The sequence below is a fragment of the Anabaena sp. 54 genome, from assembly GCF_017355725.1.
GTDB lineage: Bacteria > Cyanobacteriota > Cyanobacteriia > Cyanobacteriales > Nostocaceae > Dolichospermum > Dolichospermum heterosporum.
On record NZ_JAAVWA010000022.1, the window covers coordinates 64,910 to 86,971 of the forward strand.

Genomic DNA, 22,062 nt, shown 5'->3' on the forward strand with positions numbered 1-22,062 from the left:
TTTAGCTATTGACTTCCTTTAAATTGTAGACTAAGATAGTCATATCGTCAATCATATCAACAAAATAAACCTGTGCAAATACGCTGGAGATTCAAGCTACAACCGAATATTGGGCAACAAGCCTTAATGTCTGAGTGGCTTGTTACTTTGCGGAAACACAGAAATTATTGTTTAGCAGAACGTCAGCGCGGATTTGAAACTAATAACCAAAAATCAGATGAGTCTGTTATGTACCAATATGGCGCATTTTCAGACTTAGATAGTCGTATTGAATATGGTTCTTATTGCCCATTAACCTGCCCTATCGTTAAGCATGGCGTAATGTCCTCTGGGCTAACAAAAAATAGTAAGAAGCATGGTTTAAGCTGGGGTAGTGCGACTGATATTCAAAGTAAGAGAACAACTGAATTACGTTCTGAATCTGAATGGTATAGCCGAATTAATTCAGATGTTTTACAAGGTAATTTAGCTAAATTAGATATTGCTTATAACGGATTTTTTCAACACAAAAGGGGTTTTCCTGCGTTTCGTAAAGCAGCTAATTTTAAAACTTTTCAATTCAAGCCAGGACAAGTAAAATTAACCGTTAATCGTGAATCCAATCAGCCCCGATGCTATTCCCATGCCTACTTTCCTGGACTGGGGACTATGCGCTATTTTGATAGTCGGACTATTCCCGTAGATGCTGACATTAGGACGGTAACAGTAATTAAAGAAGCTGACGGATGGTACATGAGTGTATTACTCAATTTACCTGAATCGCTACCTGAAGTCACAGAAATTGAAACTGTCAAATCAGCGGTGGGTATTGACGTAGGAATTAAGTGCGATTCGTTGTTAGTTGAATCACGGTATCCAGCCCGTACATAAGCTAACCAACCCAACTCTAGTAATAGAGGAAAGGTTGAACTCTCGGTCTGATATGGGTGTAAGTCCCATCTACCAGACTCAGGTATGACTCCCTATCTGCCTACGATGACCCGACTCGGTTTCGGGAGGTCGAAGCTAGGAACAGGGCGCAATCAGACATCCGTTGTGGGGTGACACTGGTGCTAATGGGGAGTTCCCACGGTGAAACAGAGCCTAGAAAAGCGACTAACTACGAAGCAGGACACAACATTAAAAATCCTGACTTAACTGGAATTAATTCCCGCCGCATCTTTAATTAATAGCGGCAAGAGTCTAGGGATTCCAGTAGTTGAAATGGCTACACCTAAAGGAACTAACAATCTAACCGAGGGAACGAATAAAAACGGATTGAGGGTCTTAGGGAGGTCGAACCCTAAAGTAGGCTAGACGAGCAGCGGAACTCCTTCAATTCGGGTAGGACAGACCGTAATTGGTCTGAGGTGTTCAGAATACACAAATTGGAGCAGAGCATGATTAGACACAGAGAAAACTCTAGTGAATCCTGGAAAACGTTACCTTGGAAGAAATTCCGCCGTAACCTATTCCGCCTACAAAAACGAGTGTACAAAGCGGTTCAAGTTGGCGACAAGCGCAAAGCTAAGTCCCTACAAAAGCTGATTCTGAAATCAACCGCAGCAAGATTACTGGCTATTCGTCAAGTAACACAGCTAAATGCTGGGAAAAAGACAGCGGGAATTGACGGGAAAACCGCGCTCTCATTCGAGCAAAGGTTTGAACTAAATGAAAAACTTAGAACAGAATGCAATAACTGGAATCACCAGGGATTGCGTGAAATACCCATCCCTAAAAAGGATGGTAAAACCCGGATTCTCAAAGTCCCCACTATTGCCGATAGGGCGTATCAATGCCTTATCAAATACGCATTAGAACCAGCGCACGAAGCAACCTTCCACGCATACAGCTATGGGTTTAGGACGGGGCGTTCGGCTCACGATGCCCAGAAAATCCTGTTCAACAACCTACGCTCATTTTGCAATGGAATAGATAAACGAGTTATAGAACTCGATATTGAAAAATGCTTTGACAGGATAAACCATACCGCCATCATGGATAAACTTATCGCTCCTAAGAGTATAAGACAGGGAGTATTCCGCTGTCTCAAAGCCGGAGTTAATCCAGAGTTTCCTGAACAAGGAACACCTCAAGGCGGGGTGGTAAGTCCACTTTTAGCTAACATCGCCTTAAATGGGATTGAAAGTATTCACAGATATCACCAGATGTCAGGCTACAGAATCACAGACAAGACCCCAAAGGAAAGGATTATTGAGCCATCAATTCGCTACGCCGATGATATGGTAATAATACTCAGACCACAAGACGATGCAACTGATATACTTGACAAAATCAGTCAGTTCTTAGCAGAGCGGGGAATGAAAGTCAGTGAGAAAAAGACAAAGTTAACCGCCGCGACAGAGGGGTTTGATTTCCTCGGCTGGAATTTTAAAGTCCAGAAAAACGGGAAGTTTAGATGCGTCCCATCAGCGGACAATTTCAAAGCTTTCCGCAAGAAAGTAAAACACATCGTCAACAACTCGAATTATGGTTCTACCACAAAGGCTGAGAAATTAGCCCCTGTAGTTAGAGGTTGGAGGAATTACCACCGCTTCTGCAAGATGGACGGGTCAAGAAACTCGTTATTCCACATCGAAACTAGAGCATTTAGGGTATTCAACAAGGAAACAAAGCAGAATCGCTACACTAGTAAGCAATTACTAGATAAGGCGTTCCCAGCAGTCCCTTACTCCGAAAATAAACATATCAATGTCAAAGGTGAAAAATCACCCTACGACGGAGATATAACCTACTGGAGCGAACGCAACAGTAAGTTATATGACGGTAACACCTCTAAAGCCCTCAAACGGCAAAACCATAAATGTGGTAATTGTGGGTTAAAAATGCTCAGTGATGAGAAGGTACACTTACATCATATAGATGGAAACCATAAGAATGGTAAACCTAAAAACCTTCTAGCAATTCATGAAAGCTGCCACGATTATATTCACATGAGCAAAAGCGAAAGCTAAGAACATCGGAAGCTGGATGCCGTGAAAGTGGCACGTCCAGATTTAACAGAGAGGGGCGCGGGATAATACCCGCCCTCGACTCTACCTAAATTAATTTCTTTGTCGGATGGTTCATTTATTGAAAATCCTAAATTTGCAACTAACAAAAAAGTCCGTCGTCAATTAAGAATCAGACAGCGCCGGGTTAACCGTAAAGTCAAGGGTTCTAATAATCGTAAAAAAGCCGGGAAAAGAGTCGCCAAACTACATAAAAAGATTGCAGATAAACGGAATGATCATCAATGGAAAGCAGCTAATAAAGTTGTTAACACCGCTGAGGCAATTGTCCAAGAGGATCTAAATGTTAAGGCGATGAAGTCCCGCTGCAAACCTAAACGGCAGAAAGGGCGATTTATGCCTAATGGTCAATCTGCAAAACGTGGGTTAAATCGCTCTATTTCTGATGCCAGTTGGGGTGACTTATTTTCTAAAATCGCTTGGCTGGCATTGAAGTCTGGTAAGCCAGTATTATCCGTTAATCCTAAATTTACTTCTCAAGAATGTTCGGCTTGTCATCATATTAGTAAAGCTAACAGAGATGGCGAAAAGTTCATTTGTGAAAACTGCGGTCATATTGACCATGCTGATACTCAAGCCTCCCGGACAATTTTACGAAGAGCTAATTTAAAATTTGTCAGCAAAGACATTAAAAACCTACCTGCGGACTGCGGGAAAGTTACGCTTGTCAGAGATGATTCTGCCAGTAATGGCAAACAGGATCAGGGCAAGAACCGTACATCTAAGGTAATACCTGAAAAGCGGATATTATTCGAGCAGTTGTCTTGACAATTATTCGATTAAGAATCCCCGCGTCTTTAGACCGGGGAGTGTCAAGCCATTCATCTCACGCTGCCCTATGCCTTAACAAATCATTTACAGAGGAATCAATTCTGGATAATATTCCAATAATTGGTCGCTGGAAAGTTCATCACCTAATTGGGCTGGGGAAAAATGTACTTGGATAGCGCGGAGTTTATGTTTGTAGTGTAGATTAATTAGGGCTTTAAAGGCTGCTTTCAAGGCGGAGATGTTAGCCAAATCGGTTTCTAACTCTGGAATTTCCCCCTCAGCCGCGACTGTAATCATGACAATGATGTTTCGGGTGACGGGAAGTGATAAGGGCTGATTTGAGGAATTCAAATCCAGATTAGCTCCATATCTTTGGGCTGAGTCTGTGAATAGTTCATTGACATAATCTCCTGCTTCCCCTTCATTCCAAAAGACATCACCTTCATTGGCAGCAGAGAACCAATATTCGTCATATTGGAGGAAAGTTTGGCATAGTTCCACCAATCCTTCTCCTAAAACTTCTAGCTCACCGTCAGCATTAATCGCTGCGCTGGCGGCACGATTGAGAGTGCCTAAGATTGGTGCTACTTCATCTCCCTTTAAATGCAAAAACAACCGACAGACAATATAGCGAGTTCTGCCCATCATGCGATTAAACATTTGTTTTCTCCTGTAATTTCGGTAAATGTTGACAACTGTATATTAACCAATGCAGTAAAATTCTTTGATAAAATCTGCAATCACGGAAAAATCAGGTATGATGTCTACCCTGGTATTGCCAACTTTGAGAGTTGGAGTTGGTAAAGTATCGAGAGAATAAGTAAAAATTAAATTTTCAAAATGACGATGAAAATTGGTATTGTAGGACTGGGACTCATTGGTGGTTGTTTAGGTTTCGATTTACGATCGCAAGGACATTATATTTTAGGTGTCAGCCGTCGTGAATCAACCTGTGAGAAAGCAATTAAACTTGGTAGTGTTGATCAAGCGTCGGTGGACTTGAGCTTGTTGGCATCAGCAGAGGTTGTATTTATTTGTACCCCTATAGGACTGATAGTCCCCCAAGTGAAAGAATTAATAACTCATTTACCAAAGACTACTATTATCACTGATGTTGGTTCAGTTAAAACACCCATAGTGGAAACGATTTCTCCTTTATGGGAAAATTTTGTTGGTGGTCATCCCATGGCGGGAAAAACTGATGTCGGGATAGAAGCAGCACAGCGAAATTTGTTTGTCAATCGGCCTTATGTATTAACGCCAGTGGAGACAACACCTGGTGATGCTGTGATAATTGTAGAAGAAATTGTGCGATCGCTCGGTTCTATTATCTACCATTGTCAACCAGAACAACATGACCGGGCTGTGAGTTGGATTTCTCATTTACCTGTAATGGTGAGTGCCTCCTTGATTGCAGCTTGTTTAAGTGAGAAAGATCCAGAAATTGCTACATTAGCCCAAAATTTTGCTAGTTCGGGGTTTCGAGATACAAGTAGGGTTGGCGGTGGAAATCCAGAATTAGGAGTCATGATGGCGCAATATAACCGCCAAGCATTATTACATTCCCTTCATCAATACCGCGAAAATTTAGACGAATTTATTCATATAATTGAGCAGGAAAAATGGGAATTGTTAGAGGAAAAGTTTAAATTCAATCAGCAAGCGCGTCCTGATTTTGTTGGAGTCAGGAATCAGGACGAATGATCGAGAACTTGAAAAAGTGCTTGATTTGAAATATAAATGAGGGCGCAGGCCCTGCGCCCTACGGTTTTATTGCGATTTATACATTAAACCGGAATAATAGTACATCACCTTCTTGGACAATATACTCTTTTCCTTCACTTCTGACTAAGCCTTTTTCTTTGGCTGCACTCATTGAACCATGAGTTACTAAATCATGATAAGCTACAGTTTCTGCCCGAATAAATCCCCGTTCAAAATCAGAGTGAATGACTCCTGCGGCTTGAGGTGCAGACATCCCAGCATTGATTGTCCAAGCGCGGGTTTCTTTCGGTCCACAGGTGAAATAAGTCCGCAAACCTAAAAGAGTGTAAGTTGCCCGAATTAAGGATTTTAACCCACCTTCTTTGACTCCCAAAGATTCCAGAAAGTCAGCTTTATCGGCTTCTGGTAATTCGACTAATTCCGCTTCTACTTGGGCAGAAACTATGACAACTTGGGCATTTTCAACCGCCGCAACTGCTCGCACTTTTTCGACAAAATCATTACCTGTAGCTAAGTCTTCTTCAGAAACATTAGCAGCGTAAATAATGGGTTTATTGGTAAGTAATCCTAAGCCCTTAATAATTTCCGATTCTTCGGTATTTAAACCAACTTGACGAACAGATTTACCCTCATTTAAAGCGACAGCTAATTTTTCCAGAATTTCTATTTCCGATTGTGCATCCTTGCTGGTACGAGCAAGTTTACGAGTTCTTTCAATACGTTTTTCAATTTGGAATAAGTCCGATAAACCAAGTTCTAAATTAATGATTTCAATATCTCGTGCTGGGTCAACAGAACCGGCTACGTGAATGATATCATCGTTTTCAAAACAACGCACAACATGAACGATCGCATCAACTTCCCGAATGTGGGATAAAAATTGATTACCCAGTCCTTCTCCTTGACTTGCACCTTTAACTAAACCGGCAATGTCAACAAATTCAACACGGGCAGGTATAGTTTGCACTGAGGTGGCAATTTTGGCGAGAACGTCTAACCGGTCATCGGGGACTGAGACCATACCAACATTCGGTTCAATGGTGCAAAATGGGAAGTTAGCGGCTTCAGCTTTAGCGTTAGCGACTACAGCGTTAAATAGGGTTGATTTTCCGACGTTGGGAAGTCCGACAATTCCGGCTCTTAGCATTGCAAATTTTAGATTTTGGTTTCAAGTATCAGGATAATTCAAACAGGTGGAGGATGGTTGGATTTAATTCACAAAGAGACTTCCAAATAAAAAAATGTCCCAAAACTGATGCAGAAATTCTCTCTCTGTGTACTCTGTGCCTCTGTGGTTCGTTTCTTAGGATAATTTATTTCTTGGAAGTCTCAAAAAGACTTTCATCCAGGTATTTTGGGAATTATCCATAACCCAATGATACCAAAATTTTCAGACAATGACACGCAATTCTATATTAGGGCAAGGCAATACTGAATGTGAGTTGTATATAAATATTTATTAACGGAGAATTAATTAGTCTTTATTAAACCTTAAAAACCATAGATATCCTAGTATTTATTTAGGAATACATAGTTATAACGTCATATTTAATACAGCTTTCAAGTTTATCAAAGTTTAATATAAGTAGGTGAACACAATAAAACCAATCTGTGTAAAGAAAAGTAAAATCGCCCAAACCCTCTTCACTCTTGCCTCTTGCCTCTTGCCTGTTGCCTTGCCATAACGACGATTTTCAATGCTAACCTACTTAGTATATAAGGTTTTGGTAACAAATGCTTTGTCTAGATGATAGAGATCAGAAAATTAAAGATTAAGCAGTTTATTTTACCTTAGCCCTAAAACGAAAGAAACCATAAGAACCTACTGGTGTTCCCACCCCCGTGGACTGGGGTATTCCCGCTGCTGGTGTTGAACCACCAACTTTCACGACAATTGCACCATTTGTATTAGTTGCAGCACAGGTTGTACTGGGGGTGACACCAGCCGCGAAAAATTCACCTGCATCTGTATCTGTTCCTGCACCTGTTAACCTCAATAAATAAGATCCGGTCAAAGGTGTGGCCGGTGAAGGTAAACCACCAGTACCAGTAGAATTCCAGCCCAAAACAATACCGAAATCTGCTGTCGTCGTTGTTATACCAGAATCTGAAGGAATAGTAGTATCACTATTAAAACCTGTAGGTACAAACTCGAGATTATCTGGCACTAAATCGCAGATCTTCGTACTCACTGCCGGCGCAAAACCTCTAGACAGGAAGTAAATGGTATATTCTAAAATATCCCCCGATTTAACTGTACTACCATTAATTTTCCCCCGTAGATAAGTAATCTTATCAGGCCAATTAGTATCAGTGTCTTCCGGCGTTGGCGCTGAGGAATCAAATCCAGTAAAGTCAGTGGTAATACCGTTAAGAGCCGTAATTCGTTTAACCAACAGTAATTTTGGCGGATTATTCACAGATGTAAATAAGGTAGGATCATCATCGCTGGTACTACCAGGATTGTTACCCGTATCCGTACCGTCGTCAGCAGTCTGTAAAACAATATCTCCAGATTTTGTGGGTTTATCAGTAGCACCATCAGTAGTAGTAGTTGGTACTGCATCTGTTAAGGTAGTAACAGTAACTGTTGTATTAGTAGCTGGATTAAAATTAGCTGTTGCTTGGTTACTAATCGTAACGGCAGCAGTATTAACTGTAGCACTAAATTTAATAGTGACTGTATCATTTGCACGCAAAGTACCAGTATTAGTCAGATTAACATCAATAATGCCACCAGTCGTTACACCGTAATTAGGATTAATTGCCAAGGTGTTTCCTGAAGTCTGGGAAACAATGGCCAACGAGCCAGGTACATAAGTCAAGTCGGCTGGCAGGGTGTCTTTAATCATGAAATTATTAGCATTAGCATCACCAGTATTGGCATAACTAACAGTGTATTCAACAGTATCATTTTTTGTCACTGAGCCACTACTATCATTATCTGCTTTAAATGCTACTTGTTTAGTTCCGGCAACGTTGGGAGTTGTGGCAACAATTACGACTGGAGTAGCAGTTCCGTTCGGATCTAAGAAATATTTCCAAGTATCTATACCCTTGTCATTACCGTACAAGCGTGACCATTCATGCCGTCCAAACGTATTAGTATTAACCCCTTTAGTAGCATCACGGGGAGAAGTAGCAAGTTCGTCACCCGTCAAATCTAAATTAACAGGTGTACCATCTTTAGTTGTATAGTTACTATCGTCATAGTATATGGTACTGCTGTTTATAGCAACCCCAGTAGTATTCGTCCCGGTAAAAGCTCCTGGAGCGTTTTCCATGATGATTCTAATCCCATTTTGATTGCTCTCAACGTCTAACAGGGGAAAGTGATATTCTCCAGCAGTAACGTAAACCTTGGCATTATAAGTTCCCACAGATAGAGCAGTTCCAGCTTTGTCCGTTGTTCATGACCACTGACCACTGACCAATAACCACTTTTATTCCAATTGCAAATCTTCTTCTTGGACAATTACTTCCATACCGCGAATATCTTGGAAAATAAATTCTGCACGACGGTTACGAGCATGATCTAATTTTCCGTTTCCGGGTGTTAATAGTTGACGTTTACCAAAAGAACGAATTGTCATTCTTTCTGGGGCTATTCCTTGACGAATTAGATAGTTTCTCGCAGATTTAGCTCGATTTGCTCCCAATCGCATATTATATTTATCATTAGCACGATAATCTGTATGTCCATAAATTTCTACAACAATTGACGGATTATCACGTAATACCTGGGCAATTTTATTTAAAACTCTCGCACTGGCAGGACTAATATTATATTTGTCTAGGGCAAAATGGACGTTTTTAGGAACTTTAAGTTTAGTGGGTGTGGGTGGTTTTTCTGGTAGTTTTTCTGGTGGTTTTTCTGGTGGTTTTTCGGTTACTGGTGTGAGACATTGGAGGCTAGAAGTTGCTAACTGATTTAAGGGGTCGGGAACTGGGGGTGATTGTGAATTAATAGCACGAATTGAGGCCGGATAGGTAGGCTCAGATGTTCCATATTGGGGTAAAGTTGCGATCGCACTAATGCGATCTCCTGGTTGTAAATTAGCCAAATTCATGGTAAACTTACCTTGAGTATCAGCTTTGCTACTAGCCAAAAATTTATTTAAACCGCCATAACCATCTTTTCCACCGACTAAATAAACATCAACTTGAGAATTTGGTTCAGCCATACCATCAATTCCCACGGTAGAACTCAAACCTGAGAAAAATTCCTTACTCAAAAATTGCGGACTATTAATAGCAGCATTAGCCGTATCTAAACGACGGTTAGATGAATTGCGGGGTGGGTTTGGACCATCTCCATTTTCCCAGTTTTGCACGTCAACATTATGAAAGGCATTGAGGTCAATACTCAACCCTTCCAAATTCCAAAACTGATTATTGAGAATAATATTTCTATCACTTTGAGGATAGGAAGCAATGACAATTCCTGCGCCGGCTTGATGACTAATTTGATTATCATATATTTGATGATCATTGCCCATGAGATAAATAGCGGCTCTTCTAAATCTGCGAGCATTGGCTTTAATTTGATTCTGGAAAATGCGAATAGAACCTTCAGATTTAAATAAAAATATCCCACTACCATCATTACCACAAATCAGATTTCCACTAATTTCCGATTTATCAATAATGCCATCTAAACGAACTGCGTCGGGCATTCCGGCTATCCCATTAGCGATAATAATATTTTCAATAGTTTTCAGTCCTTGGGCGCGAATCCCTGTAATAACTGCACTACCATCATGATAGGAAATCCGATTACGACGAATCATTGTATCCACACTATTAAATACATATACCCCAAAAGCAGAAGTCATAATTGGCATTTTTGCTTCTGGAGTAATTCCCAGCCAGTTATCTTCAATTACCACATTTTGAGGTGGGGGATTATTTTCAGTTTCGGCAATATTGCCTACATAAGATTTTAATTTAAATGTAAGAGGTAAAATGAAAGAATGGGCAATAAAAATATCTGCGGGAGGAGTGCTTTCGGTATCGCGGTGATAGGAGTTAAAACCATAAATACTCAAGCCGCGAATTGTCACATTATCCGCAGTAATAGTCAAGCCTCGAAATACTTCTGCGTCACTAGCAGCGGTAATACTTACTACTGGTTGAGGAATCTTAATTTCCGTCGTCGGTGATTTTTCTCTATTGTATCCTGGCTGGGTTGTACCATCAATAATTAAACCAGGAGTAGCCAGCGGTGGTAAGACTTCTTGCAAATAAATTGTAGTTTGTGCCGGTGGTAAATTAAAGCTAATTTGTGAATATTGACTAGGGGTAATTTGAGCCTTTTCAATATTACTTAACTGCTCTATTTTTAAACTACCATTGACGAGAGAAATGGCTTCTCGCAAGGTTAAAACATCATCGGCTATAATAGCACCATCTTGATTGCTATTGACTACTATTTTCAGTCCCTTATCTGAAGTTTGGGCTAAAGCTGTCAGTGGTAGCAAGATTAATAACAATGTCGAAAAATTCAACAATTTAGAGAATTTTTGCCGTCTTAATTTGTTGTGGTTTTTTGTCAGTTGTTCTTTGTCAGTTGTTAAATGACCACTGACTACTGACCAGATAAATTTTAATTTTAATAGTTTCATATTCCTGTATTCCCTGCTTTATTTGCTTTAATCGCAGATTCCTGTTGTGGTTTTGGCGCAACCTTTTGTTGTCCGAAACCTTCAAATAGTTCATTAAGTTTCAGGGTTAAACCTAAATATGCACCACCAGCGGAACGAGTTCCTGAAAAGTCTCGGTCGTCAACTTTACCAAAGGCATAACCAGCAGCCAGACGTAAATTAGGATTAAGATAATAGCCAGTTTCTAAAACAAAACCCGTCTCTGTATAATTGCCTTGAGTAATTAACCTAGTTTCCCCCACCAGATCCATACTATACCCTAAACGATAGGTAGCCCGGAGTTGAGATAAATTTACTGAACTGGTCCCTACTAAATCACTAGCTAAATAGGACGTACTATTGCGTAAAGCATATTTGCTATAAAATTCCCATTGCCAATTAGGAGCATAAATACCCTCTATAGCGAAAGTATGATCTTCCGAACCTGTGCCACTTCCTATTAGGATTGTGTCAGGAATAGTGGCGGGATTTTGACGGTATTCATAGCGAAATAGGGCATTAAATTTATCACTATTAATATCACGATAAGCTAAACCCATTTTGACATTAATGGTATCTCCTAAACTCAAGGTTTGATTAGCAGAACTAGCTTGTTGGTAACGGGCCAAGGCTGTGAGTGAGGGGGAAATTTTACCAGTGATACTACCGGAAATTACTGTATTTGTGCCGCCAGCAGAATTGCGATATTCATATTTAGTACTGGCTTGAAAATTAGGATTATCTGTATATTCTAAACCCACGCTGTAGCTATCACCACTATTAAAACTAATCGCCGAACCTGCTTGACCAAAGGCAAAGGGTTGAGAAAATTGTTGACCAGTGGCATTCTTGCTAAAGAAGCTGCCAAATACGTGTTCGTAAGCCACACTTAATTTTAAGCCCGGTGCAATAGTTAAGCGATTTTTTAGACCAACTGCACCCTGTGTAGTCCTTTCATTAGCACTACCAATAATGGAATATCGTCCGGTTAAGGAGGTATCTTGACCGAGTTTTTGTTCACCATTGACATTTAAACCGGTGACAGAATTACCGTTAGATTGACCACTATTAAACAGTTGATGAGTTAAACTAACGTTGACACCGGGAATGGCTGCCCAATTGAGGCCAAAGGTGGTACGAGCGGGGTAAACGCTGTCCTGTTGCTTTGAGAGACTCAGTTCATTTTGGGCTTGGAATGTAAGACTTTTAGCAATGGGGACAGTTAAACGCGATCGCAATTGTTGAGAACTGCTACTAGGCGCACCAACAGACATCCTATCTTCACGCTGGCGATAAATCCAATCTACATCCAAATTAGTCTGACCAAACCGTTGTTGCACACCCGCATTAATGGTCGTCAGAGAGTTATCAACGGGAGTTCCGGGCGTGGCTTGGGTTTGAGGACTAAATAGCTCTTCAAAGGTATTCCGGGCTACAGGAGCAATACCAAAGTTATCTTCATGGTCATATTGCCACCGCAAATTTGTATTTGTCGTTATTCTACCTGTCATTTGCACGCCATAACGAGTTTGCCCAGGAACAAAACTAGTTGTAGCATTATTAGCAAATCCTGTATCTACAGAAGAGTAATAACTGCGTCCTTTCAAACTGGAGAAAAGTTGCCCTGCCACTTCTAAGCGATAAGCTTGGCCACGTACCTTACCCAATACTTCCGAAGTATTGCGGGAATGGGCATATTCAGCAGTGATTTTACCCGCATTAGGTAAAGAAATTTGGGTATCTGCACCATAGACTTGAAAATCCCGGAGTCCCTGATTTTCTTGTAGGAAAGTTGTTCCTAACCAACTTTGTTGTTGAGAATCTCCACTTAAGTTATATTGCAGACGACCTGCATAAATATCACCATCGGAATTTTTCGCATCATATTCATAGCTAACTATAATTTTGCGGACTAATATCTGTCCATACTCATCCACAGAAGTTCTCAGAATCGGCTGTTTAAACAACACAGTCCCACGATCATAATCAAAATCGTAGTCTGTTCCCCGCTCAAGTTTTTGCCGTTTAACCACTGTCCCCGGACGATTGAGTTCTTCTAATTCTAAATATACGTTTTCACTACCTCCCACCAATATGCGTCGGGAGAGAAAATAATAACCACTAGTTCCGTCAGGAGCAATAGTATCCCGTTGGAAGCCTTTCACATATTGACTATAAAAACCTGTAACAGCCAGGTTTCCTAAATTATAATTAGTTTTAAACCCGTTTAATTGACGACTGGTAGATGTAAACTGCTGTGATGGTCGTGCTAACTCCTCCGTATTATAGTCACCCCACATCAAATAATCCGGGTTAGCACCAGGAACTTTTGAGGATCTCTCTAAGCGGGCAAATACACTACTAATAGAAGGAGTAACAATCTCAGACCTAGAACTATCACCATAAGCAGGATAATTTTGATTACTAGAAGAGCCAGACGCAAATAAATTAGTATTACAGTCGCAATCTTCATTCAAACTGCGAGAACTATTGTATGCACCAGTAAACAACCAATCTCCAATAGCACCAGTGGCAAATATGGCCGAATTAAATCCGACTTCTGTGCCATTATTCTTATCAGTTGGCAGAAAATCACGATATCGGCTGTAATAATCTGTACCTTTTGCCCCCAGTCGTAGATCTACTACCCCAGTTAGCAAACTCGGACGTAGTGCAGTTTCAAACTGTAGCTGGGTAAAACCTTCTAACCCAGTGGTTGTAGCACTAATTCGCACTGTTTGTGCCTTAGTATCCGAAAGTAAGGTAGCTACAAATATCCCTTCTTTCGCTTCTATCTGAAATCCTGGTTGGTCTGGTTTGAAGTCTGCACCAAGAAACTTTCCGGCTGTGGGTGTTAATGTAATAACAGCATCCTGCTCGGAACGATTACCACCTTTATCTAACAGTTGTCCCTGAATTACCGCAGTAGAACGTCCGTCAGCTGGAATCCGACTAGCTTGACTTTCTAATTTTAATTCCGTTGCTGAACCTTTAATAGAAACCTGGACTATTTCTGGTGGCTCTACTCTTCCCACTAACTGAGCAGAAATGGTATTTTTACCTTCTTTGAAACCCACACCATACCATGTTTGCGTTACTAAATTGGTACTAGGACTTGTTTCTGTCCGTCCAATTAAGGAGGAATCAACTAACTCCCCATTAACTCGTAATTCTATCTGACTACCAATACTAAACTGGACAATGACGGAAGTAGCAGGACTACTTAAAACCTCATCAGCACTAGGAGTGAGAATTTTCACAACTTTGGTTGTTTGGGAAACTTCTGTAGTTGCGGTAGTAGTTGGATTTAAAGACGCTGGGACAGGATCATTTTCTGTAGTTGCGGTAGTAGTTGGATTTAAAGACGCTGGGACAGGATCATTTTCTGTAGTTGCGGTAGTAGTTGGATTTAAAGACGCTGGGACAGGATCATTTTCTGTAGTTGCGGTAGTAGTTGGATTTAAAGACGCTGGGACAGGAGTATTTTCTGTAGTTGTGGTAGTAGTTGGATTTAAAGACGCTGGGACAGGAGCATTTTCTGTAGTTGCGGTATTTGGATTTAAAGACGCTGGAACAGGAGCATTTTCTGTAGTTGCGGTAGTTGGATTTAAAGACGCTGGAACAGGAGCATTTTCTGTAGTTGTGGTAGTAGTTGGATTTAAAGACGCTGGAACAGGAGCATTTTCTGTAGTTGTGGTAGTTGGATTTAAAGACGCTGGAACAGGAGCATCTATAGCCTTTTTGTCCGTTGGATTTGTAAAATTTAGAGAACCAGCAACAGGAATATTTTCCGCTTTTTCTGCTGCTGTATTTATAGGTAATTGAGTTAAAGGAACAGGAGAAACCTCGGCCTTGACTAAATCATGAGATGCCGCAACGCTAAAGGCTACCGCCACAGTCCTCATTAATATGTTGATGAAACTAGGATGGTAATCTAGCTTAGGTTTCATCTTGTTTTCCCCTCCTCCTGGAATGTAGGAGTAACCGCAAAATTCATTCTTACCATGCTACCAGGCGCTATTCGCACCAAGCGAGATTGGCTATTACGTTCCCTGAATTTTCGATTAGGAGCTAAAGTATATCCCGGTAAACTGCTCAAGTCTAATACCCCTGTATGCGCTCCTGGTAAGACATTCACCAAAGAAAACAAACCATTAGGATCTGTGATCAGACGATTGCCATTTTCCAGATAAATCACCGCATTGGGGATTCCCGATTCTCCTGGTTGTTGTTCTCCATCAAAGTTTTTATCAACAAATACCCGCCCGATGATTGTCCCACAATCACTGGTAATTCCACCACGAACTTTCAAATAGTGTATAGCTGGTCCATCTTTCACCGTTAAATTATTATCACTGCGAGTTGAACTAGCGATCGCACTATTTTTTCCTGTCCCCCGTTGAGCATCATTGGTCAGTTGCACAGCATAGGCTATATTGATACTTTTATCAACAGCAACAGTCGTATTTATACTAAAACTGACAGTATTGCCATTGTAACTAGTGATAATATCCAGCTTTTTACCATCTAGCTCGGCGCGGACTGAATTAGGCAAAAACCTGAACCCCACAGGTAAAGTATCCTTAACTACTAAATTATCTAGTGGTATTTCCTTGGATGTATTTTTTACTGATACACGATAAATTGCCGTATCTCCTGGTTCTGCTGTAGCCCGATCTCCAGTCTTTGTGATCCGTATTTGATTTGATTGACACAACCTCGACTTAAAGTTAAACGCTAACAACTGAGTTGCCGCATCAGTCACCAAAACCTGTTGATCTGTAATCGTCGTGCTGTTATCAAGACCAATCGGTTTACCATCCAAGGAGGTCGCCCGATACGCAACAATATTATTTGTATTACTTAATATCTCCAGTTTAATCAGTTGCTCCGCATAGATGGAATTAGTCGGTGGATTAACTACAAGAATATAGGTTTTGCCAATGTCAAGTTGACCCTTAGTAGGATCAAGTAAGAAGTTATACACACCCTTGTATTGTATAGGCTCATTGCCAATAAAATAAGGGTTGACATTTTTGGTGTTTGGTGATAGACCTGCTGGTACACCATTCTTAGGCACATCTGGAACTTCCGTCGTTGTCAAAGAGACTAATTCTCCTAACTCTGTACCAGTCGGACCGCCCAGGGGTTCATAAATACCCACCGAAAACCCCGTATAGTCAGGTAACAGCGCCCCTCCACAGCCATAAATCCGTCCGAGAGGGTCAGTCAAAGAATTATCCGCCGGGACAACACTAGAACTGCCAGTATGGGTTACAGAGTTACCAGTTACAGGATCTGAATAACTGTAACTATAACTAGCTTGATTGTAAAAATTAGCTCTTTTTCCACTTACTCGTCTTTGTGCAACTGCTACAGGTACACTAGCCTGTAATATACCTCCTAACAAAAGACCAATAGTTAGCTTTCTCCGCCAACCACCTTGAGCAGTTAAATAATTTTTGATTAGCCAATAAATATTCACGGATAAAATTCATCTCTTTTGACTTAAAATTCATCTTTATCTCAGTATTTTTGTGGATGCGTAGGATGGGATACCCGACGTAGTGGTAGTTGTTTTAATCTGAAGAGGATAATTGACTATCCTTTTTAAGCAAGTATTAAAGAATCCGAGTGTCTTTAGACCGCAGATTGTCAAAATCCCCCAGATCATTAGCGAACTTGAGTTTTATAAGTCGCTGTCACAGTCGCCTTACCCACCACAGATGGAACTAGAATCCGAATATGAGTGTAAGCACTTGCTGGTGCAGGTTCAGTTACTTTTTTCCCGTTGCGAGTTACCTGAATGGTGGGGTTTTCCACAAATGTGAGTTGATTATCAATGCTGTAAGTAATTTTGGCATCTTTAGCAGAAACCTTTGTTGAATCCAACACATACACCATTTCTTTAGGAATGAGTTGATTAAGAGTCACATTTTTAATGGGTTTATCACCCTTGTTACTTGCCGTCGAAGTATATTGCAATAGATCCCCTGGTTTAACTGAGTCCTTACTCTGTACAGGTTCCCAGGTTTTAACTTGCTTACCTTGTTGATCTTGAGCAATAACTCGTTTTTTGGCTGTCAATCGTAATTCCAGTTGAGGCTTCTGATTATTACTTTGAGCAACCGCACTGGTAGACTGCCATATAGGTGCTATTTCTGGAACCTGATTGATAAAAGGTACGGTAACAACCAGAGCAAATGCACTTAAACTAGCTATAGAAAACCGTCTCATTTTTATACTTCCTATTAAGTAGGTTGGCGTTGAAAATTGTCGTTATGGCAAGGCAAAAGGCAAGAGGCAAGAGGCAAGAGTGAAGAGGGTTTGGGCGATTTTACGTTTCTTTACACAGTTTGGTTTTATTGTGTTCACCTACTTAACTCAATATCAGTCATCAACAAGGGAATAGGTTGGGTTGCACTGTCGCGCAACCCGACGCTCATAATCGAATCACCCCACCCTAACCCTCCCCTTGTGAAGGGGAGGGAACTGGATTTTCCGGTTTCCCCTATTTCCAAGGGGGGATTAAGGAGGGTAATTTAACTTGTGTTTACACGATTTTCCGGTTTCCCCTATTTCCAAGGGGGGATTAAGGGGGGTAATTTAACTTGTGTTATAGCTTTTCACCCTTATTCCTCAAATCACCCCACCCTAACCCTCCCCTTGTGAAGGGGAGGGAACTGGATTTTCTTGTTTCCCCCATTTCCAAGGGGGGATTAAGGAGGGTGAAAATGTGATAAAAATCACGGGATACAACTTTTAAAACATCCTCTAATAGCTGATACTTTTAAGAGGATGTTTGAAAAGTTTTGAATGTATAGACTGACCCCTCTCCAAACCTCTCCCCTGCAAGGGGAGAGGCTTTAAAACTCCCATTCCCTTGCAGGGAAGGGGGGTAGGGGGGTTAGGTTTTTGGAGATTACGGGTTTGATATAATACTCTTCAAACAACCTCTAACCTTCTGACCATGCTTTGCAAGAGTCAAGAGGCAAGAGGCAAGAGGGTTTAGGCGATTTTACTTTTCTTTACACAGATTGGTTTTATTGTGTTCACCTACTTAGTTCACCTTCCGTTGGAAAGTAAACCGTCCTGATCCTTGTGGATTTATAATTTGGTTCACAGTGTTAACATACTTGGTAACATCTGTCGCTGCTGTTGTACCACTTTGGTTAACAGAGGGGAAGAATTGAATTGTGCCACTGTTAGAGTCGGAAGCCTGTGGATTGGTAACATTACTGGTATCAATGATAGTGTCGTCATCATTATCTAGTGCCCAGTTGTTTTTACCATCAGTAGGAGTAGTGTTAGGAGGAGTCTCGCTGAGAGCGCCATCCTCAGTAATCACAATATTTCCAGCTTTCAAAGTCACGTTACCAACACCAGCTTGAAGATCAGAAATATTCTTGTAGCGGATTTGGTACTCAATAATGTTGCCAGGAAGTGGTGTTCTAGGTACGTCATTAACGGTACTATTCGGGTCAATGTCCACACCAGCATTCACATATTTTGGTGTGCTTTCAAAGTTATCTTGACCAGTTCCTACTGCTTGATCACTAGTTCCCTGTAAAATCCGTGAGAATTTGACCAGTTGCAAGAAGCCAGTATATACCCTATCAATCGTAACGTTTTTTGGAGCATTTAGACCACTACCAATAGTAGCGGTGATAGGTACTGGATAGCCCCATTCTGTATCGCCGTCATAGTCAATCAAGGTATCTGTTGACAGCTTCGTACCTGCTGGCAGATTTACTTCCACACCATAGCCAACACTAGCGCCAACGGTAACGTCAGGAATGGTAACTGCTGTCCCACCATTTGCTATATCAAATGTTCCATTAGCTTGATCATAGGTATAGACAGCAGAAAGACCATTATAGGTAATAGTTACTGTTGTCTCATCTGGTAAATCCAGCTTATTTGCTAGTGCAGTTGGTTCTAATGTGACATCGCCAGCAGTGGTACCATTATTTTGGACTGTATTACTGAAAGCAACCGCTTGTGGGTCAATTGTAGAACCAGGACTTGTCCCCGCAGGAATAAAGGAAGACTTGTTAGTGAAGTCAGTTGCAGTTGTTCCGTCTGGACCAATAGCACTGGGAGCATTTAAAGGTCCATTGAGTACAGAAGCAGAACCAGTTGTTATTGCAGTAATTACGAAAACGTTGTCTTCACCACCATCCCCAACACCAGTGTTGTCGTTACTAGCGTCAACTCCTTGGGTGGCTGGGTCAGCAACACCATTTTTAATACCAGTAATTACAGTGGCTGCATCTTTAGGTAGAATACCATCAGCGGATGCATCCACTCCTGGTTTCATATTACCTAAAACACCATTGTAGTTACTGGGATTTTGGTCACCTGATTCGTCATACACTGGTAGTTCATTAGTACCGGGCGTTTGACCGACTACCTGAGCAATGTTACTAATCGTAAGGGATGATGTTGGTGTTGCGGGTGTTGCTACGCCTAGCTTGATAGAGAAGCCCTCAACAGTGGTACCGACGGGAATATAACTAGAAGTAACAGCAGTAGTCTCTTTAACGAAACCGACTCTTTTGACACCTCCTATTGAAGATGGAGGCGTGGTGTTGAACCTAGTCCACGTAACATCATTTGGCTTAGCTGAACCAGCTTCAGCGGTAGAATAAACGGCTGTCCACCCAGTTGGGGCGGTAGGTGGTTCTGCTAATACCGTACCAGCAGGAATTACGTCGGAAACTAAAATGTAATTCTTGGTGATGTCACTATCAACGTTTATGCCTGTATAACCTGCAAGTGGGTTTGGTGTGATTCCTAGTCCAGTTACGTCATTACTTTCAACTCGTAAACTCAACTCGTAAGTAATTTTATCGTCAGTGATAACACCGGATGTGTTATTATTATCATAATCCTTGCGAGTTTTCAGCAAGGTAGCTAAAGCTAGGTTCTTTGTCAATGAACCAATTACACTCTGCTGTTTCGCACTGGCTTCCCGTGTGCCGTTAATTGGTGCACCATCTATTTCATTAGCAGGAAGAGAAAGAAGAGGAGGAATAGTGTTATCTACGGTGTAAACGTCACCACCGTTGTTAACACGGAGTACGTTTTGAGCGTTACCAGGTGTATCACCAAGCTGCACGGTAATAATGTCACCAGTATTAGCACCAGCCTGGACTTTAACTGGGACTTGAACTAAGATTGTTCCACCAACTGGGATTGAGTTTGTAATAAATTCACCATCACCACTACTTATCTCCTTGTAACCCGTGCCGTCATTATATTTTAAGTTTCCATCAACAACACCAGGTCCAGTGGTTGTGGCTAGGTTAGGTATGCGGAATTTGGTGGGGTCGTTACCAACGTTCTTGATGGTGAATGTGTAGGTAAGGATATCACCAACTTTAATTGCATCTGTTGGGCTGTTATCTGTTGGTACACCAGTGTTTGTTACCGTGATACCTGCTACTTCTGCCACCGTTACGGTAACGGTGTTAGATGTAGCATTAATAGTTGTTCCAGGTTTGTTAGGATCTTCGTAGGTCGCTGTTGCTGTGTTACTAATGACTTGTCCAGCTTTTGTTCCGTCAGCAAGCGCAGGAGCAACGAATGGGAAGAAGCCGTTAGCGATAAAGGCTGTCGCTATTAAAGAACGGAATAATTGAGATTTTCTACGAGTTGAAGACTTTCGAGTAGATTGCATGTTGATACCTCTCTGGGCTAAGTTGAATAAACTATAGGTTTAATAAGACCGTAGTAATATTGGGGGTTTTTTATCCTCAATAAAGACTAATTGGCAGAAGTTTGCAAGGTCAAGGCTAAGAGGTTGTTTGAAAAGTATTATATGAAACCCATAATCTCCAAAAACCTAACCCCCCAGCCCCCCTTCCCTACGTTAGCGCAGCGTGCCGAAGGCTGGGAAGGGGGGTTTCAAAGCCTCTCCCCGCTTAGGGGAGAGGTTTGGAGAGGGGTTTATTGATACATTAAAAACTTTTCAAACATCCTCTAATACTTGCTCGGTATATGACTATCGTTGACTAGCCTTACAGATTTTTTTGTTTTTACCCTGAATACGGTCTAATTGATTTGTATTTACCTCTTATCCCACTATAAATCATCTTTAGTTACTTTTTGTAGAGTGACTGATGCTTGAAATGACAACATATTACTTTTTTACAAATAGAACGTTTTAAGTATCAATATTATTTCTGGTAAAAGAAAATGAATTTTTAGGGGTAAAAGCACTGTTAGTATTATCACTTATTACTTAAATAAAGGTATAAATAAAATTAATTCAAGTATCTCATTTATCAGTATATTTGCAATGTATTTGATAAAATATGTAAATATATAGTGTAAATAAATACAACCACTAATTCTCGCTTAGTTTTTTAATAATAAGATAATAATGTAATATATTTATCTCACAAATAAATTAATGGAGAGAAATTAAATATGCAATCACTGCATTAGGATTTACGCTTTTTACATAAATTTACAAAATCTTTATAAAATGTACTGCTAGAAAATTCACCGAAGGGACTTCCAAGAAATAAATTGTCCCAAAAAAAATAATGATAATCATTATGAAAAGAGAGAAAATAAAAAATTATCCCAATAAATGAACAAAAGAACCACAGAGGCACAGAGAACACAGAGAGAGAAGAAATAAGTAGGTGAACACAATAAAACCGAACTGTGTAAAGAAACGTAAAATCGCCTAAACCCTCTTCACTCTTGCCTCTTGCCTCTTGCCTCTTGCCTCTTGCCTCTTGCCTTTTGCCTTGCCTCTTGCCTCTTGCCTCTTGCCTCTTGCCTCTTGCCTCTTGCCTCTTGCCTCTTGCCTCTTGCCTTTTGCCTTGCCTCTTGCCTCTTGCCTCTTGCCTCTTGCCTCTTGCCTCTTGCCTCTTGCCTCTTGCCTCTTGCCTCTTGCC

At 40.9% G+C, this 22,062-nt stretch carries 13 protein-coding genes; 4 read left to right on the plus strand and 9 right to left on the minus strand.

The window, feature by feature from the left end:
• The first annotated feature begins 72 nt into the window (after nt 1-72).
• The 3 genes from HEQ36_RS18275 (at nt 73) to HEQ36_RS18285 (ending at nt 3,779) form a co-directional block, all read left to right on the plus strand.
• The gene (locus HEQ36_RS18275) at nt 73-870 is read left to right on the plus strand and encodes a transposase (protein ID WP_290708047.1); all 798 of its coding nucleotides are present in this window, start codon (nt 73-75) and stop codon (nt 868-870) included.
• 509 nt (nt 871-1,379) lie between these two features.
• Nucleotides 1,380-2,954 (plus strand): reverse transcriptase domain-containing protein, encoded by a 1,575-nt coding sequence (locus HEQ36_RS18280; RefSeq protein WP_290706444.1) that lies wholly within the window; start codon nt 1,380-1,382, stop codon nt 2,952-2,954.
• A gap of 99 nt (nt 2,955-3,053) precedes the next feature.
• The gene (locus tag HEQ36_RS18285; RefSeq protein ID WP_290708045.1) at nt 3,054-3,779 is read left to right on the plus strand and encodes a transposase; all 726 of its coding nucleotides are present in this window, start codon (nt 3,054-3,056) and stop codon (nt 3,777-3,779) included.
• An 87-nt stretch (nt 3,780-3,866) separates the two neighbouring features.
• Here HEQ36_RS18285 and HEQ36_RS18290 read toward each other — a convergent pair whose 3' ends face one another.
• Nucleotides 3,867-4,442, minus strand: a complete 576-nt coding sequence (locus HEQ36_RS18290; RefSeq protein ID WP_168636674.1) for a DUF1517 domain-containing protein — start codon at nt 4,440-4,442, stop codon at nt 3,867-3,869.
• Between the two features lie 186 nt (nt 4,443-4,628).
• Here HEQ36_RS18290 and HEQ36_RS18295 point away from each other — a divergent pair, with 186 nt between their 5' ends.
• Nucleotides 4,629-5,486 carry a prephenate/arogenate dehydrogenase gene (locus tag HEQ36_RS18295; protein ID WP_053539851.1) on the plus strand — a complete coding sequence of 286 codons (858 nt, stop codon included), beginning with the start codon at nt 4,629-4,631 and terminating at the stop codon, nt 5,484-5,486.
• Nucleotides 5,487-5,562: 76 nt separating this feature from the next.
• On the opposite strand, the gene ychF is transcribed toward HEQ36_RS18295, so the two are convergent.
• From ychF to HEQ36_RS18335, 8 genes are all read right to left on the minus strand, one after another.
• Complete coding sequence (ychF, locus tag HEQ36_RS18300) at nt 5,563-6,654, minus strand: redox-regulated ATPase YchF (RefSeq protein WP_168636675.1); 1,092 nt, start codon at nt 6,652-6,654, stop codon at nt 5,563-5,565.
• 634 nt (nt 6,655-7,288) lie between these two features.
• The gene (locus tag HEQ36_RS18305; RefSeq protein WP_290708227.1) at nt 7,289-8,887 is read right to left on the minus strand and encodes an isopeptide-forming domain-containing fimbrial protein; all 1,599 of its coding nucleotides are present in this window, start codon (nt 8,885-8,887) and stop codon (nt 7,289-7,291) included.
• A 63-nt stretch (nt 8,888-8,950) separates the two neighbouring features.
• Nucleotides 8,951-11,131 carry an OmpA family protein gene (locus HEQ36_RS18310; RefSeq protein ID WP_168636677.1) on the minus strand — a complete coding sequence of 727 codons (2,181 nt, stop codon included), beginning with the start codon at nt 11,129-11,131 and terminating at the stop codon, nt 8,951-8,953.
• Nucleotides 11,128-15,099, minus strand: a complete 3,972-nt coding sequence (locus HEQ36_RS18315; RefSeq protein WP_205748588.1) for a TonB-dependent receptor — start codon at nt 15,097-15,099, stop codon at nt 11,128-11,130. The genes HEQ36_RS18310 and HEQ36_RS18315 overlap by 4 nt, the downstream gene beginning before the upstream one ends.
• Nucleotides 15,096-16,634: an isopeptide-forming domain-containing fimbrial protein gene (locus tag HEQ36_RS18320; protein ID WP_053539848.1), complete on the minus strand. Its 1,539-nt coding sequence runs from the start codon at nt 16,632-16,634 to the stop codon at nt 15,096-15,098. The genes HEQ36_RS18315 and HEQ36_RS18320 overlap by 4 nt, the downstream gene beginning before the upstream one ends.
• A gap of 188 nt (nt 16,635-16,822) precedes the next feature.
• Complete coding sequence (locus HEQ36_RS18325) at nt 16,823-17,386, minus strand: DUF11 domain-containing protein (protein WP_168636678.1); 564 nt, start codon at nt 17,384-17,386, stop codon at nt 16,823-16,825.
• 823 nt (nt 17,387-18,209) lie between these two features.
• The gene (locus tag HEQ36_RS18330) at nt 18,210-20,831 is read right to left on the minus strand and encodes a hypothetical protein (protein ID WP_290708230.1); all 2,622 of its coding nucleotides are present in this window, start codon (nt 20,829-20,831) and stop codon (nt 18,210-18,212) included.
• Nucleotides 20,832-21,848: 1,017 nt separating this feature from the next.
• The coding region (locus HEQ36_RS18335; protein WP_290708232.1) for a hypothetical protein at nt 21,849-22,062 on the minus strand (214 nt) is incomplete at its 5' end.

Excerpts from the sequence above, each read along its gene's own strand:
- HEQ36_RS18295 (WP_053539851.1), top strand. The coding sequence starts at position 4,629 with ATGAAAATTGGTATTGTAGGACTGGGACTCATTGGTGGTTGTTTAGGT.
- ychF (WP_168636675.1), bottom strand. The coding sequence starts at position 6,654 with ATGCTAAGAGCCGGAATTGTCGGACTTCCCAACGTCGGAAAATCAACC.
- HEQ36_RS18315 (WP_205748588.1), bottom strand. The coding sequence starts at position 15,099 with ATGAAACCTAAGCTAGATTACCATCCTAGTTTCATCAACATATTAATG.
- HEQ36_RS18310 (WP_168636677.1), bottom strand. The coding sequence starts at position 11,131 with ATGAAACTATTAAAATTAAAATTTATCTGGTCAGTAGTCAGTGGTCAT.
- HEQ36_RS18290 (WP_168636674.1), bottom strand. The coding sequence starts at position 4,442 with ATGTTTAATCGCATGATGGGCAGAACTCGCTATATTGTCTGTCGGTTG.
- HEQ36_RS18330 (WP_290708230.1), bottom strand. The coding sequence starts at position 20,831 with ATGCAATCTACTCGAAAGTCTTCAACTCGTAGAAAATCTCAATTATTC.
- HEQ36_RS18280 (WP_290706444.1), top strand. The coding sequence starts at position 1,380 with ATGATTAGACACAGAGAAAACTCTAGTGAATCCTGGAAAACGTTACCT.
- HEQ36_RS18325 (WP_168636678.1), bottom strand. The coding sequence starts at position 17,386 with ATGAGACGGTTTTCTATAGCTAGTTTAAGTGCATTTGCTCTGGTTGTT.